The organism is Streptomyces sp. (assembly GCF_031181555.1).
Classification (GTDB): domain Bacteria; phylum Actinomycetota; class Actinomycetes; order Streptomycetales; family Streptomycetaceae; genus Streptomyces; species Streptomyces fimbriatus.
The window spans coordinates 1-17,789 of record NZ_JAPSKQ010000061.1 but is presented as its reverse complement, the minus strand read 5'-3'; the positions used below and the strand labels follow the sequence as shown (position 1 = coordinate 17,789).

Genomic DNA, 17,789 nt, shown 5'->3' with positions numbered 1-17,789 from the left:
AGTGACTGACGGGCTCACTGGCCGGTGTGTACGGCGGCCAGGGCCCGGTCGATCAGGGCGGCGGTCCGCCGTACTGCGGGGTCGTGCAGCAGGGAGTAGTGGTGGCCTTCGACGGTGTGGGCGTCGACGGGGCCGTTGACGTGCGGCAGCCAGCCCAGGGCGGGCAGGTCCGCGGCGTCGTCGACGCCCATGCCGACACCGGCGTTGTGTGGCGCGGGACGGGATGCGGCGATCAGCAGCAGGCGGGTGGCCGGGTCGCTGAGATGTCCGGCCCGGTGGTCCGCCAGCGCCCGCAAGTGGCGTTCGAAGACCTCAAGGCGGGTGTCGGCGGTGTCCCGCGGGCCGAGCAGGCCGGCCGCTCGTAGTCGTTCGGTGACCGTCCGGCGTACCGCCGCCGGGTCCGGGGCCGTGCGGATCGTCTCCGCGTCCGCACCGAGGTCCAGGTCGAGGTCGAGGAACGCCTCCAGCGAGCGCAGGTAGCGGACGGCCGCGAAGGCGGTGTCCTGGGCGCGGTCGGTGCCGCCCAGCGCCCGGATGCGGTCGGGGGTGTTGGAGTCGATCAGGACGAGCAGGTCGGTCCGCTCGCCGCGTCGCTGAAGTTCCACGGCCATCTGGTGGGCGACCGTGCCGCCCATCGACCAGCCGCCCAGCAGGTAGGGACCCTGCGGCTGGTGGACACGCAGCGCCGCGAGGTAGCGGTCGGTCATCTCGACGATGGTCCGCGGCCCGGTGCCGCCGGTCAGGGCAGGGTCGGTGAGGGCCACGACGGGCCGACCGTCGGTAAGGAGACGGGCGAGTTCGCCGTAGCACAGTACGTCCCCGCCGGAGGGGTGCATCAGGAACAGGGGGCGGTCGCCGTTGCCGTCACGCAGCAGCATGGCCGCGTCGGCGTCGGGGGTCGGGCCGGGAACGGTCCGCTTCCTCGCGGTGGGTGCCAGCCGCCGCGGTTCACGGACCGGGGCGGCGGGCGCGGTGCGGGGCTCCTCGGTGTCCCACGCCCGCGGTGCGTCGGCCAGCCGGCGCACCCGCTCAGCGTAGGCGGCGAACGCCGCGTCCGCCTCGTCGGCGGGCAGGGCGTTCTCCAGGACGTCCCACTGCAGCAGGAGCGCCCCGTGCTGCTCGATCACCTGGTGGTCCAGCCAGGTCTGCGGGGTGCTGCTCACGCCGTACACCGGTGTGCCCGCCCAGTCCAGGTCGTGGCCGCCGCCGAGTGGTCCGGACAGGCCCAGGGCGCTGGTGAAGACCACAGGAACGGACTCGGTGCGGCCGGTGCGCGAGGACTTCTCGGCCAGCAGGTCGAGCGCGGAGAACTCCCGGTGGTCCAGGTCCTCGAAGAGGGTGCGCTGGGCCCGTACGGCGGCATCGGCGAAGCAGCGGGTGTCCGAGCGGTCCACCTCGTGCAGCATCAGCGAGGTGAAGTCACCGACCACGGCGTCCGCCCCGGGAAGGTCCGCGGGCCGGTCGAAGAGGGTGAGGGTGACGGCGAAGCGGCTCTGCCCCGACCAACCGGCGAGTGCCTCGCCGTAGGCCGCCAGCAGGACGGCCGTGGGGGTCAGCCCGCGCCGGGCGGCCTCGGCCTTGAGAGCGCTCCAACGGTCCGGCTCCAGACGGGCGGTGCGCCGTGCGAAGCGGGGCCGGTCCCCGGGACTCCCGGTCCGGACGGGCAGCGCGGGCGCGCCAGGCAGGTCGTCCAGCCTGGCCCGCCAGTAGGCAGCGGCTCGCGCGTGCTCCAGGCCCTCGGTGCGGCGCTCGAGCGCGGCCACGCAATCCGCGAAGGTGGTCTCCAGCGGCGGCAATTGAGCGTCGGGAGTGTTGTAGAGGGTGCGCAGTTCGCGGTCCCAGATCAGGTAGCTGGCGGTGTCGCACACCAGCACGTCCACGTTGACGAACAGCCGGATGACGTCGCCGGGCAGTCGGGCGGCCCGGATGTCGACCAGGGGCCAGCGGCCCGGGCGGGGTTCGCGGCGCACCATGCGGGTGCGCACGCGCTCCAGCTTCCGGGTGCGCTCGAGGTCGTCGTCCTTCGTCAGGTCCTGCACCCGGATCCGGTAGGGGGGCACCTTGTCGAGCACCCGGTTGCGGCCTTCCGGTGAGACGACCGCGCGCAGCATCGGGTGGCGGGCGATGACCGCGTTCCACGCCGCCTCGTAGCGGTCGGTGTCCAGGCCGGGGCAGTCGTACTCCAGGTGGAAGGAACACGGGACGTCGCCGAGGCGGTAACCGCCGGATCCGCCGACCCAGTAGGCGTGCTGCACCCGGGTGAGGGGAAATTCCCGGGGACCGTCACCAGGTTGCGGAGACGGTCCGTTCGCGCCCTGAGGCGCGGCGGGAACGCTCTGGGATTCTCTGCCGGGCAGCATCGGGGCCAGGGCCGCGATGGTGGGCCGGGTGAGCAGGTCCTGCAGCCGCAGGTCGGCACCGTGGTCGTCGCGCAGCCGGGCGAGCATCCGGGTGGCCAGCAGGGAGTGCCCGCCGAGCGCGAAGAAGTCGGCGTCGCGGTCGGTGACGGGGAAGCCCAGCAGATCCGACCAGACCGCTGCCAGAAGTGTCTCCGCACCGGTGGTGAATCCCGCACCGGCCCGCGGCTGCGCCGCGGGCGCGCCGGGAGCCGGTGCGAGGGAGGCGGGTACGGCGGTGGGCGTGCCCGCGGTGCGCGGTGCGAGGTCGGCCGGCGAGACGGCGACGCAGGCCGGGGCACGGCCGTTGGCCGCGAGCGCCAGCAGGCGGTCCACGGTGCGCATGCCGTCCGCCAGACCGATCGAGTGCCGGGATGCGACGGTGCGTTCGCTCCGGCCGGGCCCGACGCGCCAGCCGTCCCAGGCCACGCTGATCCAGCGGGGTGCGTCCGGGGCCTCGTGGTGCTCGTGCTCGGCGAGGGCGTCCAGGTAGCGGTTGACGGCGGCGTACGGGGCGAGGCCGAGGCCTCCGACGAACGCCGTGGCGGAGGACATCAGCAGGACGGTGGCCGGGCGGTGGCCGGGCGGGAGGCCGTGCACGGCTCCGCGCAGCGCGAGGGCCGCGGTGACCTTGGCGTGCGCGTGCGCGCGCACGGCCTGCTCCTCCGTGGCCCGCAACGGCGCGACGGCTGCGGAAGCGACCACGCCGGCGGCGTGCACGACCAGGTCCAGCGGGCCGTCGCGGTCGGTCAGTTCCCGCAGCAGTTCCGTCGTGGCGGCGGCGTCCGCGGCGTCCGCGGCACGGACCTCGATGTCGGCGCCGGAGGCCCGCAGGACACGAATCGTCTCGGCCCGTTCGGCTTCGGTGCTGCCGGGGGCGGGGTCCGGGGGAAGCCCGGTGCGGCCGGTCACCACGATCCGCCGTCCGGAGCGGGCCAGGTGCCCGGCCAGGGCCAGGCCCACGTCCCCGAGCCCGCCAAGGATCACCGCCGTGCCCCTGCCGCCGTCGGTGACGGTCGGACCGTCCGTGTCCGGCGCGGGTGCGGACGGCCGCCAAGGGGTGATGCCGCGCGTCCAGCGGTGTCCGCCGCGCAGAGCGCACTCGATGCCGTTCGGGCCCCCCGCCAGCAGGTCGGCGGCCTCCGCCGGCACGGCCCGGACGTCGTCGGCATGCGGCGGGCCGGCAGGCAGGTCCACCGAGCGCCAGCGCAGGCCCGGGAACTCCTGAGCGAGGACGCGGGGAACGGCGAGGCCGGCAGCGGCGTGGGCGGCGGGCCGGTCGGTGCTCTCCACCTGCTGGGCGTTGTGGCTGAGGTGCAGCAGGCAGGTGCGGTGCGCCCAGGAGGCGGCGGCCCGCGCCACCTCCGCGTAGTGCAGGACCGACGCGCTGACGGTTTCCGCCGGGTCGTCGCCGGTGTCACCGTACGGGCCGATCACGACGATGCCCTCGCACGGAGTGTCGGGGTCCCGGACCACCTCGTCGAGGGTGACGGTGCCGGCCCCGGCGGCGGCGAGTGCGGCGCGCACCCGCTCGGCCGAGGGCGAGCCGGGAGGGCCGGCCACGAGCCAGCGGCCCCGCAGCACCGACCGGTCCGCCTCGACGGGAGGCGTGCGCCGCCAGACGGGCAGTTGGAAGGGTTCGGACTCGTCCGGGACGGCCTGCCCGGCACCGTGGCCGGGGTCAGCCGCCGTACTGACCGGTGTGGCGGCCGACGCAGTGGCGGCCGGCGGATCGATCCACAGCCTGCGGCGCTCCATGGGCAGGCCCGGCAGGACGACACGGCGTCGCCCCGGGCGGTGCAGGGCCGCGGCGTCCAGGGGGAGGCCGTGCGTCCACAGTTCCCCGGCGGCCGCCAGCAGCGCGGCGCGTCCTCCGCCGGGCTGCTCGCGGTCGGGGAAGGCGGCCAGGGTGGCCAGGAGCTGCCGGTGCCCCTGCTGACGGGCCAGCTGGAGCAGTGCGCCGCCCGGCCCCGCCTGGACGAGGACGGCCGGCCCTTCGCCCAGGGCGGTGGCCAGGGCGTCGGAGAAGCGCACGGTGGAGCGCAGGTGTGCCACCCAGTGGTCGGCGCCCGGAGCGGTGTCCAGCAGTTTCCCGGTGAGGGTGGTGGCGAGCGGGATGCCGGGAACACGCGCCCGGATGGTCCTGGCGGCCGCGCGCAGTTCGGGCAGGACCGGGTCGACCAGACGCGAGTGGGCGGCCGCGTCGAGGGAGAGCCGCACGGTGCGCTCGCCGCGTGCGGTCAGGGCCCGCTCCACTTCGGCCACGGCCGGTGAGGGTCCGGACACCACACAGGACCGCGGGCCGTTGACGGCGGCCAGATCCAGTCCGGGATGTTCGGCGAGCAGGGCGAGGGTCTGCCGCTCGGTCAGCGGGACCGTCAGCATCACCCCGCTGCCGGCCGCCCGGGACATGCCGCGTGAGCGGACCGCCACCAGTGTCGCGGCGTCGGACAGGGACAGGGCACCGGACAGCACGGCGGCCACGTACTCGCCGAGGCTGTGACCGACCACCGCATCCGGTTCCACGCCCCAGGAGCGCAGCGTCCGCGCGGCGGCCAGGGAGACGGTGAACAGGGCGGGCAGTCCGTGGGCGGGGTCGCGCAGCAGTCGGCGTGCGTGCTCGTCGGACGGGTCGGCGGTGATCAGCGCGGTGAGGCCGGCACCGGTCCCGTCGTCGAAGAGATCGGCGCACTCGCGCACGGTGCGGTCGAACTCCTCTTCTTCCGCGCACAGTTCGCGTCCCATGCCCGCGTACTGCGCTCCCCCGCCGGGGAAGGCCAGCACGATCCGGGGCGGGGTGGGGCCGGGACGGCGCCGCGGGGAGGCGCGCAGGGTACGGCCGTCGGTCTCCGCCACCCCGGTGATCACCGCGGCGGCGCGGTACGGCAGCGTCGCGCGGCCGGTGTGCAGGGTGTGAGCCGCGTCGGCGGGCGCGACCTCCGTGGTGTGCAGGGCGGTCGCGGTGGCCTCGGTGAGGCGGGCGAGGGCGTCGTCGCGGTGCGCACTGAGCAGGACGAGCTGCGGGCGCGGATCGGCGGGGGGCGCGGGCCGGACGGGGGCGCTGCCCAGGACGACATGGCAGTTGGTGCCGCCGATACCGAAGGAGCTGACGCCTGCGTGCCGGGGCCCGGTCCAGTCGGTGGCCTCGTGGACGACGGTGAAGGGCGAGTCGTCCAGCTGGAGGTCGGGGTTGAGGGGCAGGGCGTCCAGGGTGGGCGGCAGCACGCCGTGGTGCAGGGCGAGGACGGTCTTGGCGAAACCGGCGATGCCGGCGGCCGAGTTGGCGTGCCCGATGTTGCTCTTGACCGAGCTCAGGGCGCACCAGGCGGGGCCCGTGTCGCCGAAGACGCGGCGCAGCGCGGCGACCTCGACGACGTCGCCGAGGCGGGTGGCGGTGCCGTGCGCCTCGACGTAGGTGATGTCCCTGGGCGTGAGACCGGCCACGGCGAGCGCCTCGGAGACCACACGGGCCTGTCCGCGCGGTGAGGGGGCGGTGAAGCCGGTGCGGTCGCCACCGTCGTTGTTGACGGCGGAGCCGTGCAGGACGGCCAGCACCGGGTCGTCGTCGGCGAGGGCGTCGCGCAGCCGCCGCAGTACGACCACTCCGACGCCCTGTGTGTGCACGATGCCGGTGCCGTCGGCAGAGAAGGTCCGTACGTGCCCGTCGGCGGAGAAGATCCCATCGGGGACGTGGAGGTAGCCCCGGCCCTGCGGGACGATCAGGGAGGCACCGCCGGCGAGGGCGGTGTCGCACTCCCCCGCCAGCAGGGACTGGGCCGCCAGGTGCACCGCCACCAGCGAGGTCGAACACGCGGTGCCGACCGCGACGGCGGGTCCGGTGAGCGCGAGGCGGTGCGCGACGTGCAGAGGGAGGTAGTCGGCCACGCCCGCGAGGGCCGCCTGGAGGCTGCCGACGGGATCGGTGGCGGAGGCGGCGTACCGGTCGGCGAGGTTGCGGGCGAGGTAGTCGCTGTGGGCGGCGCCGGCGAAGACGCCCACGGCGCCCGCACCGGCGCCGCCGCCGTGTCCGGCGCTTTCCAAAGCGCGCCAGCATGCTTCGAGGAAGAGCCTTTGCTGGGGGTCCATCACGGCCGCTTCGGCGTCGGTCAGGCCGAACGGCTCGGGGTCGAAGTGGTCCTGTTCGTCGATGACCCCGCTGACGGGTATGTGGGCGGGGTTGGCCAGTAGCCTTGCTGGGACGCCGCGTTCGGCCAGTTCCCGCTCGCTGTGCCGGGTCAGTCCGCTGCGGCCGCTGACGAGCAGGTCCCAGTAGGCCGCCGTGTCGGGGGCTCCGGGGAACCGGCAGTCCAGGGCGGTGACCGCGATCAGGTCGTCGCCGGCCTCGATACCGGGCCGGGGCGTGTGCGGCATGTCTCCCCGGGAGGAGGTCGGTTCGGTCATCGCGTGGTCTCCTCGGCCAGGGCGCGTGCGGCGACGCGGGACGTTCTGCGCGTGGGCCGTTCGGGCTGCTGGAATGCGGGGGGCGTCACGGCGTCGGTGCCGGCGGCAGTGGCAACCCGGTCGGTGTCCGGGGCGCTCTGGGCGGTGATGTGGGCGGCCAGGGCCGCAACGGTGGGGTGTTCGAACATGTCCGCCAGTGCGAGCCGGGGCGCGATGCCCTCCCGGAGCCTGCGGTGGGTGAGGACCAGGGTGAGGGAAGTGGTCCCCAACTCCTTGAAGGTGCTGTCGGGCGTCACTGGCACGTCCGTGAAGTCGGCCAGGATACCGGTCAGAGCCTCCAGTACGGCCGGTGCCACGGGCGCGGCCGGGTTCTGCCCGCGGTGCCGGGGCGACTGGCCCGATTCGGCGCCGTACCGTTCCGGGGCCGAGGCGCCGGACGCCGGACCGGTGGACGGGGAGGACGTCGGGGAGTGCCGTGCCCGGGGGTGGCAGACCACCTCCGCCAGTCCTCCGGGGCCCAGGAGCGGAACTGCGGCTTCGCCGTCGGCGGTCCGCGCCACGTGCTGGAGCCATCGTGCCGACGCCTCCAGCGCCTGGTCCGGCCGGAGTCGGCCGGGCCGGACCACGACGGCGGCCTCCAGGCCCAGGGCGGTCGCCTCGGCCAGCGCGGCGGCGACCCAGTCCCCGCCCGGGGCGGACTCGGTGGCGGCTCCGGCCGGGACCGTACGCGGTGCCACGGCGGGCGCGGCCTTCGCCGCGGCGACCGGGTCCGGCCCGTCGGCGTCGGTGGTCCGGTCATCGGTGGATGAGGCGGTCAGCGCCGCGTGGTCGATCTTGCCGTTGGCCGTCACCGGCAGCTGGTCCAGGATCACGAACCGGCTGGGCACCATGTAGTCGGGCAGCCGTTCGCGCAGGACGTCCGCCAGCTCCTGGGCGGTCGGCGGTTCGCTCGCGCCCCGGGGCGACAGGTGCGCCACCAGTCGTGGCCGTCCGTCGGGGCCGCGTACCGACGACACCACGCACTGGCGGACCGCCGGATGGCGGGCCAGTACCGCCTCCACCTCGCCCAGTTCGATGCGGTGCCCGCGGATCTTCACCTGCCGGTCCACGCGCCCGAGGAACTCGATGGTGCCCTCGGCGGTCCACCGGCCGAGGTCCCCGGTGCGGTACAGCCGGCGGCCCAGCACGGGGTGGACGGCGAACCGCTCGGCGGTCTGGACCGGATCGGCGGTGTAGCCGCGGGCCAGTCCGTTGCCGCCGATGAACAGCTCCCCCGCCTCGCCCACCGGGCAGGGCGCGCCGTCCTCGTCGAGGACGAAGAAGCACTGACCGCGCAGCGCCCGGCCGTAGGGGATGCTGCGCCACCCCGGATCGATGTGTCCCACCGGACAAGTGATGGACCAGATGGACGCCTCAGTGGCTCCGCCCAGACTCATCACCTCCGCCTGGGGTGCCAGCCGTCGCAGCCGGTCGGGCAGGGACAGGGGGATCCAGTCACCGGAGAGCATCACGAGGCGCAGGGTGCGCAGCGCCCCGATGGCCGCCTCCGGTTCCATCTCCGCGTATTCGACGAGCATTTCGAGCAGGGCGGGCGCGGTGTTCCACACGGTGACGCCGTGTCGGCCGGCCTGCTCGAGCCAGTGCTGCGGGTCGCGCTGCCGGGCGGGGTCGGGCAGCACCAGGCAGCCGCCGGCACCGAGGACGCCGTAGACGTCGAACACGGACAAATCGAAGCTGAGCGCCGACAGCGCCAGCACCCGGTCGTCGGGGCCGATGGCGAAGCGGTCGACGATGTCGTCGACGGTCGTGCGCGCGGCCCGGTGCTCGATCTCCACGCCCTTGGGGCTGCCGGTGGAACCCGAGGTGAAGATGGTGTAGGCGATGTCCTCGGGACACGGGGCCGTGAGCGGTGCCGCAGGGTCGGCGGAGTCCGCGGCAGTGCGGGCGGGGCGCCCCGCGGCGGTCAGGCGGTGAACGGTGACGCCGTCGGGCCAGTCGGTCCTCACACCGCGGCCGGTCAGTGCGTGCCGGACCCCGGCCCGCTCGCAGATGGCGGCGATCCGCGCGGTTGGCCAGGAGGGTTCGACCGGCAGGTAGCCCGCCCCGCTCAGACTGACGCCGAGTACGGCGGTGATCTGTGCGGTGCCCTTCTCGCAGGCGACGGCGACCATGTCACCGGGCCCCACCCCGTGTGCGGCCAGCAGTGCCGCGGTGGCGGCGGCGTTGTCCGCGAGGCGGGCATGGGTGACGGTGGTGGAGGAGGTGCGCAGGGCGGGCCGTCGCGGATGCCGCCGGGCCGCGTCGGTGGCCGGATCGTGCAGCAGGGGGCCCGCGTTCGGGAAGGGTGTGGCGTCCAAGGGCTGTTCGGGGTGGAAGGAGGGGTCCCAGCCCAGGGCGGTGTCGTGCCAGGCGTCGGGGTTCGTCAGGGTGTGGAGCAGACGTACGAAGGCGTCGAGCAGGGCCGGTATCCAGCCGTCGGGGAACGCCCCCTCGACGGCGTCCCAGGCCAGGCGGAGGCGTCCGCCCTCGTCCCACACGATGTGGTCGAGCAGGACCTGCGGGGTCTGGGAGATGCCGTACACCTCCTGGCCGATCCAGGACGCCGGAGGCTCCCCGGCGCCCGCGAGGCCCACCCCGCTGGTGAACACCACCGGGTGGCTGAGGGTTCCCGCCGGTGGTGATTCCCGCCCCCGCAGTTCCCTGAGCACCTCGACACCGGACACGGACCGGTGGTCCAGGTCTTCCCAGAAGCGGTGGTTGACGGCGGTGGCGTAGTCGGCGAAGCCCTTCCAGTCGGCAGGGTTGAAACGTGGCGTGCCGACCAGGGCGGTGGTGGTGAAGTCGCCGACCACCCCCTCGGCCCCGTTCTCGTCCTCCGGGCGGTCGAACAGGGTGGTGTTGAGGCAGATCCGTTCCCCGGCTCCCCACCGGCCGAGGACGACGGCGAAGGCCGCGAGCAGGGCCGCGGTCGGCGTGACCGCGTACTCGGTGCATCGGGCTCGTAGTTGGTCCCAGGTTGCGGCGTCGAGTTCGGCGGCGGAGCGGACGAAGCGGGGCGGGGTGGTGTCGGCGGGGTCGCGCAGCAGGGGCAGCCGCGGCGACGGTGGCAACTCGGGGGCTCGTTCGGCCCAGTAGGCCTGGTCGCGGGCGCGCCGGGCCGCCCACTCCGGGTCCCTCGAGCGGGCGCGCTGGAGGTCGGCGAACCGGGCTGCCGGCTCGGGAAGCCGGTGGTCAGGGTCCTCGACGAGGCGGCCCCACTGACGCATCAGCAGCATCCAGCCGGTGAGGTCGGTCAGGAGCACGTCCACGCCGACGTGCAGCCGGGTCCGTCCGTCGGGCAGCAGTGTGGCGTGGACGTCGAACAACGGCCACGCCTCCGTGGGCCGGTTCTGGTGGGAACGCTCTCGCCGCTGGGCGGACAACGTTTCCCTGACCTGTTTCGTGGACTCGCCCCGCAGATCGGTGACGCCGATCCGGTAGGGGCCGGGAGCGGCTGCGATGCGCTGGCGGCCCCGGTCGTCCACCGTCATGCGCAGCATCGGGTGGTGCTCGACCAGTCGGTTCCAGGCGGCTTCCAGCCGGGCCACGTCCAGGAGCGGGTCCGTGTCCCCGGGTGTGCGGTCGTACTCGTAGTAGTAGAAGGTGGCCACTCCGCCCAGCGGCATGCCCTCGGCTCGCCCGGCCAGATACGAAGCCTGGATGGGCGTCAGGGGGAAGTACTCCCCTTCCGCTTCCTCGCCCTTCCGTACGCCGCCGGATTCCGCCTGCCCCTCGGCACTGAGGGGACCGGGATCAGTGGCCTTCTCCGGCGTATGGCCGACAAGCAGACGGTCCGCCACCGCACGGGCCGTCGCACCGTCACCCAGAAGGGCGGTCAACGGCAGGTCCTGACCGGTGCGTTCGCGGATCCTCCGCCTCAGCCGCACCGCGGTGAACGATTCGAGCCCCAGGGCCGCGAGCGGAGTCGTCCGGGCGACCTCGTGGGGTGGTGTGCCGAGGACTTCGGCGATGCAGTCGATGACGCGGGCAAGGAGGTCTTCGCTCGGCACAGGCTGGTCCATCCGGTCTCCGTCAAAAGGCGGGCAGGGCGGCGCTTCCCCCGCAGAGAGATCCCGGGGGAAACGGAACATCGATGAACCTAATTGAAAATGATTATCAGATCAACTAACTTGCGACGCCAGATCACTCGCGCGCTCAAGAACGCACAGCCCCAGACCGGAACCACCGGTTCGGCGCAGCACCAGCCCCGCCTCGGCGACTTCGGCCGCCAGCACCTCCTCCGTCGCGACCCACCAGCGGTATTCGACCGACACCCCGGTCAGCGGCCGGCCCTGACGCAGGACGCCGTAGTCCATGCGCCAGGTGATCTCGTCCGCCCCCGTGGGGCGCGCGCTCGCCCAACCCTCGTACTCCAGTTCGCCGATGACGGCCCGGGCCATGCGCACCCGCTCCACCTCCACCGGAGTGAACGGCGGAGCGAGGTTGAACACCAGCGCCCCACCCGGGGCGAGTTGCCGGGCGGCGCGGCTCCACAGCGCGCGCCTCTGCTCGGGCGGCAGGTGGCCGATCACGTTCAGGGCCACCACGGCCCGCACACCGTCGGGCCAGTCGACACTCGCACAGTCACCGGGAACCACCGTGACCCGCTTGCGCAGTTCACCGTCCTCGTGAGTTCGGGCGAGCAGGACAGCGCGCATCGCGGCGGACGGTTCGACGGCGAGCACCGGCACCCCCGGCAGCGTGTCGCAGATGACGCGCACACCCCGGCCGGACCCGGCCCCGAGATCCACTACGGCCCCGGTCCCGGCGCGGACGCGCGACAGGACGTCCGCCAACGCCGGAGCCAGCGGCTCCCACGACTCGGCGATCAGGATGTCGAGGTACTCGGCGGACCGCTCGTAGGGGTCGCTCATCACTGCTCCAAAGACTCGGTGTCTCACGGTTCACCCCGTACAGTAATCAGAAATGAATTTCATTACCAGAAAGGATCTCCAGGTGCTGACACAGCCTCAGCCGGGTCCGGCGAGTCTCCGAGGCCCTGGCTGCCGGCATCGGAAGGCCCCTCAGCAAGGTGTCCCGGTCCGGCACCGCGCGGTCGCCGCTTCGGCGGCTTTCTGCGGGCGGCGCGTCAGCACTGCCGTACGACGAAGCGAGTGGCGTGAGCGGGCAGAAGTACGCCGAGAGGCGGGGTGGGCTCACCGATGCCGTGCGCCTCGTCGCGCGGGCGGTCGTGTACATCTCCCTCAGCGGGTTCGCACTCGTCACGATCACCACGGTCGCCGGAACCCCCTGTTCAGGCCTTCCGGTTGAACGCGCAGCGGCCCCGAAACTGTTGAGGCCGCTCCGCGTTTACCGGCGGGTTAGTTGCAGCAACTGCATCCAGGCGGGCAGTTGCTGCATGTGTCCGCCTTGGTGCCGGCGGCCGGTACCGCTGCGGCGGTGGGTGCGCAGCAGCCCCTGCCCTGCCAGGCGTCGCGGCCTTCCTTGACCGCCACGGCGGCGATGACCAGGGCGGCGATGGGGTCGGCCCAGGCCCAGCCCAGGGTGGCGTTGAGGACCAGGCCGACCAGGAGCACGGCCGACAGGTACGTGCACAGCAGGGTCTGCTTGGAGTCGGCGACCGCGGAGGCAGAGCCGAGTTCGCGGCCGGCGCGGCGCTGGGCGGCGGACAGGAACGGCATGACCGCCAGCGACAGGGCGGCGATGACGATGCCGGGGATCGACCGCTCGGCTTCCCCGGTGCCGGTGAGCGCGCGGACGGCGTCGACGGCGACGTACGCGGCGAGGGCGAAGAAGGAGACGGCGATGATCCGCAGGGTGCGCCGCTCGCGCGCCTCGCGGACGGCGTGGTCGCGGGCGGAGAACTGCCAGGCGACCGCGGCGGCGGAGGAGACCTCGACGACGGAGTCGAGGCCGAAGCCGATCAGGGCGGTGGATGAGGCAATCGCTCCGGCGGTGATCGCGACGATCGCCTCGATGACGTTGTAGGTGATGGTTGCGGCGACCAGCAGGCGTATGCGGCGGGTGAGCGCGTCGCGGCGGGCCGGGGAGGGACCGGGGACTATCGACATCTCGGCGGTCATGGTCAGCAGCAGCCCTCCTCGTCGGCGTCGGCGCAGGTGCGGTCGGTCTCGACGGCGACCACGGCGGTGCGCAGGTCGTCCAGCGCGTGGCCGAGGCGTTCATCGGCGAGCTCGTAGCGGGCGCGGCGGCCGTCGGGCACGGTGACGACCAGGCCGCAGTCGCGCAGGCACGCCAGATGGTTCGACAGCCGGGTCCGCGAGACGCCGAGCGCGTCGGCGAGGTCGGCCGGGTAGGCGGGGCTCTCGCACAGGGCGAGCAGGATGCGGCAGCGGATCGGGTCGGCGAGCGCGCGGCCGAACCGGGCCAGCACCTCGATGTCGGAGGCAACAGTCAGCACACCACGACTGTACACGCATTCCTGAATTCAGGATGTCTTGGATTGTATGGCCGCAGCACCGCAGCATGACGGACGTCAGGCGGCGCTGAACTGGTGGGCGGGGCCGCCGCGCCACTCCACCCACTGCGGGTCGTCCAGGACTGAACCGCTCCAGGTCTGAGGGAGGCTCGGTTCCCTGAGAGGACCGAGTCACGGCCCGTCCTTCCCCCTACCCTGCCGAGCTTCGCGAGCGCGCGGTGCGCACGGTCGCGGAGATCCGCCCCCACTGTCCGACCGAATGGGCCGCGACGAAGGCGGTCGCCGCAAAGCTGGGCATCGGTTCCGCCGAGACGGTGCAAACCTGGGTCCGTAAGGCCGAGGCCGACGCCGGCCGGCGTCCCGGGGTGATGTCGGAGGAAGCCGCAGAGATCAAGCGGCTGAAGGCCGAGAACGCCGAGCTGCACCGGGCGAATGAGATCCTCAAGGCGGCGTCGGCTTTCTTCGCGGCCGAGCTCGACCGGCCGTCGAAGCGCTCGTAGCGTTCATCGACGCCCATCAGCAGGTGTTCGGAGTCGAGCCGATCTGCAACGTCCTGACCAGCCACGGACTGAAGATCGCAACGAGCACCTACTACTCAGCCATGAACCGCGCTCCAAGCGCCAGGGCGGTCCGTGACGTGGAGCTGAAGACCCAAATCAGCCGCGTCCACATGGGCGACTTCGGTGTCTACGGGGTCCGGAAGGTCTGGCGGCAGCTGCACCGCGAAGGCATCCCCGTGGCCCGCTGCACGGTCGCCCGGCTGATGCGCGACCTCGGCCTTGAGGGCGCCCGACGCGAGAGGAAGATCCACACCACCATCCGGGACGACGGTCACGAGCAGGCCTCTGGCCTGCTCAGACGTGACTTCACCGCATCCCGTCCGAACGAGCGGTGGGTCGCCGACTCCACCTATGTCGCCACTTGGTCCGGCATCGTCCACGTCGCCTTCGTCGTGGACGTGTTCTCCCGGGCGATCGCCGGGTGATCGGCCGCCACCCGCAAGCGGGCCAAGCTCGTCCTCGACGCCCCCGACATGGCCCTGTGACACTGCGACCGGGCCGGCATTCCCGCAGGTCCCGGCCTCGTTCATCACTCGGACGCGGGCAGTCAGACCAGGTTCAACCAGTGGATGCAACACCGGCCACCTGCTCGAGGCCGGCATCGACGCCTCGATCGGCACCGTCGGCGACGCCTTGGACAACGCACTCATGGAGTCTCGGATCGGCCTCTACAAAACGGAGCTGATCAAGCCCCGCAGGCCCCGGCACGGCCTGGCCGACATCGAACTCGGCACCGCGGAATGGGCCGACTGTCTCAACAACCAGCACCTCCACACCACCATCGGAGACATCCCACCCCACGAGCACGAGACCAACCACTACGCTCAACACCAGCCCCAACCGGCATCTGCAGTCAACGCATAGAGCCTCCACCGGACCCGGAGCGGTTCAACCGGCCAAGATTCCGTTGGCGCACCCGGTTGAGGATGTGGGCCGTCGATGGCACCCGGGAGTCGTTCACTGGTTTTTCGAGTGTCGCACTGTCCGGGGCAATGGGGCACCGCCCGGTGTCCCGGTCAGCGCGAAGTGGGACGCGTGTACGCGTCCGCAGTGCGGCGCAGGATCGACTCCGCCTCATCGAGGATGCCCCGTACGATCTCGGCCGCCGGGAGAACGTCGTGGACCAGCGCCGCCGACTGGCCGGTGAAGGGCAGGAACTCGTGTCCGCGACCGTCCAGCATGGCTTCCACGATGCGGGGACCGGCTTCGGCCGGCTCCAGCCGCTCGGGGTGCGCTTCGGCGTCATCGAGGAAGGGCGTGCGCAGCGAACGCGGGAAGGCATAGCCCCCGGGCCGTGAGAACGGCGGCATGAACCGTTCGCTGTGCTGCAGCTTGACCGTGTCACGCGCATCGGCGGCGACGATCCGGTCCTTCCACTCGGCGGCGATGGTCATCTCCACCGACGCGAGCAGGCGCGTGCCGATGGCGACGCCTTGGGCGCCGAGGGCCAGTGCCGCCGCCAGGCCCCGGCCGTCGGCGATGCCGCCCGCGGCCACGACGGGTGTGTCCCCGGCGATGTCCACGGTCTGCGGGACCAGCACCATCGTGGACACCTCGCCGCCCTGGCCGCCCGCCTCACCGCCCTGAGCGACGATGACGTCCGCGCCCGCCTGGACGGCTTGTTCCGCCTGCTGGACGTCCATGACCTGCTGGATCCAGAGGATGCCCGCCTCATGTGCGCGCTCGATCAGGTCACCGGGAACACCCAGGTGGAAGGAGATCGCAGCCGGGCGCTCCTCCAGGGTCGCCCGAAACGCCTCCTCGTTCAGCGGGCGCAAGGTGTGGTTGACGGCGAAGGGCCGGTCGGTCAGCTCCCGCATCCGGGCCCACTGGCGCCGTAGATCGGCCAGCGGGCGCACCGCGGTGCCCAAGCTGCCGAGGGCTCCCGCCCCGCACAGCGCGGCGGCGAGATCGACCTGTTCGAAGGGCCCGTACGGTGCGCCGATGACGGGCACCTCGATCCCCAGCACGTCGCACAGCGGCGTCTTCAGCATGGTCGCCACCTCCCGGCACCGGGTCGGACCCTGCCCTTCTCACCATCCTCGCCCGCCTACGGCACCGGTGCACGGTGCGCCGTGCTGAGGCATCCACTCGTTCCCTACGGTCTGTCCATGAGCGGAGACGGACGGTATGCATGACGTCGTCCTTGGCGTCGTGACGCCCTGCCCATACCCGAGGAGCCGCCCGTGCACCGTCTCCCCGCCGTCGAGGCCATGGTCGCCGACGAGCTGGCCGCCGTACGCCCTGGACTTCTCCCTCGGTACGCGGTGGGCTCTCGCCCACGAGCCGCTGCCCTGGGTCCGGGAGCGCGAGCCGGGCCGGGACAAGCTCGTCCTGCGCCTGCGCCTGCAGGACGGGCGCACGCGGCACGGCCCGGCAACCGATCCCTACCGCACCGACGCGTACGTCGGCGAAGTCCGTCTCGACGGCGTGCCGCACGGAACCGGCTACGCCACCGAACTGGGCCACAGTGTCGCCTCGTTGGCGCCGGCGCGGGCCGAGCAGGACGAGGACCGGGCCGCACCCGCGGATCAGCCGGGCGGATGGCCGCGGCACGAATGGGAAGCGGAGCAGTGAGTGGTGGACGGGCACCCCTTCCCTCCCAACTGCCGGACCCGGCCCGGCTCCTCGGTGGCCGAGCACCGGCCCGTGGTGGGGCTGGGGCTCGTGCCGGTCCCGGCGGTCGTGCTTGGTGGCCGGAGGGGCTGCGGGACGGGGAGAATGTGCTGGTGCCGGTGCTTCCGTGGCAGGCGGCGCATGTGCTGGAGCGGCCGTGCGGGGCCCGGCTTCCCGCGCATCCGCTGATGTCCCTGCGCACCCTGGCCCTGCCCGGCGGCCGCATGTCAAGACCGCGCTGAGGCGGCGCAGGTAGGCGGCGAGTTTACGGATCGACCAGCGGGTGAAGGGCCGGCCGAGCGTGGTGGGGCGGGTGGTGGCCGCCTGGATGACGAAGTCCTCGTCGTCAGGGGTGAGCAGGCGGGGACGGCCTCCCGCCCACTGAGGGTCCAGGCAGTCCAGGCCGATCCGTTGAACCGGTGGACCACCTCCCGCACCGTGTCCTCGTCGGCCTGGACCAGTTGGGCGATCACCGGAACGCGGTTCCCGCCGGCCGACGCCGGCAGCATCATCGCCCGGCGACAGCGCACCGAACTGGTGCTGCCCCGGCGCACGATCCGCTGCAGCTTCTGCCCTTCCTGATCGGTCAGTCTGCGCACCCGCACAGGCTCGGCCACCACACCTCCAGCGATCGGAACCGACGTCACCACCCATCCAATCGCTCCAACCACCAACCCGGCGAACTTACTGATCGTTTCAGAGCGAGGTTCGGAGTCTTGGCAAGCAGATGATGCTGCAGGCTCTTCCGATCACCAGTTCCAGATCTTGAGACGCACACGCCCTGAAGCTTTCCTTCTTCCCGGAACAGGGGAACAGGAGGTTCTTCGCGAACCGGCCGGACAGAGAGGGTCAACCCACAGCAAGCCGCCCGACGGGGGCAAGAAACCGGACTGGCTACTACCGCCACCCCGAAACCTCAGGTTCCGCTCAACTCCCGCGGCACCGCCCTGAGACGCCCCTGGAAACCGCCAACAGCGTGCGGGGGCGCGAAAACGTCACACCGGTGACGGTGGTGGTTTCCGGAAGACCGGCGGGAGCGGCCCGCCGTACCGATGGCTCGAAAGGGACCGGACCACCCACCCCTGGGGGAGCGGTACTCCTGATGGGCGGCCTGGAAGCGGCCATCGCCCTGCACGTCCCGAACGACCTGCCGGCCTTCGGCGTCTCTGCCGCAGTCGTCGACGGCCTGTCCTTCGACGACACCGCCGCCGACGCGCCCTGGCAACCCGCCGTGCCCGGCCTCTCGGGCCGCCGCCTCGACACGGGCGAACAGGTGCCGCTGCAGGGATGGGTCGCCTGTTGCCGAGATGCGGTCCACGGCGCGGAGCAGCACGTCGGCGTCCCAGCCCGGCAGCGGATGCCGGTCGAGCTCCCACT

The 17,789-nt window shown here is 72.8% G+C and carries 8 protein-coding genes and 3 pseudogenes; 4 read left to right on the top strand and 7 right to left on the bottom strand.

Going from position 1 to position 17,789, the window contains the following annotated elements; genetic code table 11:
* Positions 1-14: 14 nt before the first annotated feature.
* The 5 genes from RIM90_RS15085 to RIM90_RS15065 all read right to left on the bottom strand — a co-directional run bounded on the left by RIM90_RS15085 (position 15) and on the right by RIM90_RS15065 (position 13,218).
* Complete coding sequence (locus RIM90_RS15085) at positions 15-6,797, bottom strand: SDR family NAD(P)-dependent oxidoreductase (protein ID WP_309061207.1); 6,783 nt, start codon at positions 6,795-6,797, stop codon at positions 15-17.
* The gene (locus tag RIM90_RS15080) at positions 6,794-10,858 is read right to left on the bottom strand and encodes an amino acid adenylation domain-containing protein (RefSeq protein ID WP_309061206.1); all 4,065 of its coding nucleotides are present in this window, start codon (positions 10,856-10,858) and stop codon (positions 6,794-6,796) included. Before RIM90_RS15080 ends, RIM90_RS15085 begins: the two co-directional genes overlap by 4 nt.
* 99 nt (positions 10,859-10,957) lie before the next feature.
* Entirely contained in the window at positions 10,958-11,710 is a 753-nt protein-coding gene (locus RIM90_RS15075; RefSeq protein ID WP_309061205.1) for a class I SAM-dependent methyltransferase, read from the bottom strand.
* Between the two features lie 447 nt (positions 11,711-12,157).
* Entirely contained in the window at positions 12,158-12,880 is a 723-nt protein-coding gene (locus RIM90_RS15070; protein WP_309061204.1) for a cation transporter, read from the bottom strand.
* Between the two features lie 2 nt (positions 12,881-12,882).
* Positions 12,883-13,218 (bottom strand): metalloregulator ArsR/SmtB family transcription factor, encoded by a 336-nt coding sequence (locus tag RIM90_RS15065; protein WP_309061203.1) that lies wholly within the window; start codon positions 13,216-13,218, stop codon positions 12,883-12,885.
* 194 nt (positions 13,219-13,412) lie between these two features.
* Between RIM90_RS15065 and RIM90_RS15060 the strand changes: the two are divergent.
* Positions 13,413-14,660: pseudogene (locus tag RIM90_RS15060) on the top strand (IS3 family transposase); the annotation flags it as partial.
* 152 nt (positions 14,661-14,812) lie between these two features.
* Here the strand turns inward: RIM90_RS15060 and RIM90_RS15055 are convergent.
* Complete coding sequence (locus tag RIM90_RS15055) at positions 14,813-15,790, bottom strand: nitronate monooxygenase (protein WP_309061202.1); 978 nt, start codon at positions 15,788-15,790, stop codon at positions 14,813-14,815.
* A gap of 160 nt (positions 15,791-15,950) precedes the next feature.
* On the opposite strand from RIM90_RS15055, the gene RIM90_RS31565 reads away from it, so the two are divergent.
* Complete coding sequence (locus tag RIM90_RS31565) at positions 15,951-16,373, top strand: hypothetical protein (protein WP_375165449.1); 423 nt, start codon at positions 15,951-15,953, stop codon at positions 16,371-16,373.
* A gap of 152 nt (positions 16,374-16,525) precedes the next feature.
* Positions 16,526-16,654: a hypothetical protein gene (locus tag RIM90_RS31560; protein ID WP_375165448.1), complete on the top strand. Its 129-nt coding sequence runs from the start codon at positions 16,526-16,528 to the stop codon at positions 16,652-16,654.
* On the opposite strand, the pseudogene RIM90_RS15045 reads toward RIM90_RS31560, so the two are convergent.
* A pseudogene (locus RIM90_RS15045) lies at positions 16,623-17,029 on the bottom strand (transposase); the annotation flags it as partial. The gene RIM90_RS31560 and the pseudogene RIM90_RS15045 overlap by 32 nt on opposite strands.
* 485 nt (positions 17,030-17,514) lie before the next feature.
* Between RIM90_RS15045 and RIM90_RS15040 the strand changes: the two are divergent.
* A pseudogene (locus RIM90_RS15040) lies at positions 17,515-17,789 on the top strand (hypothetical protein); the annotation flags it as partial.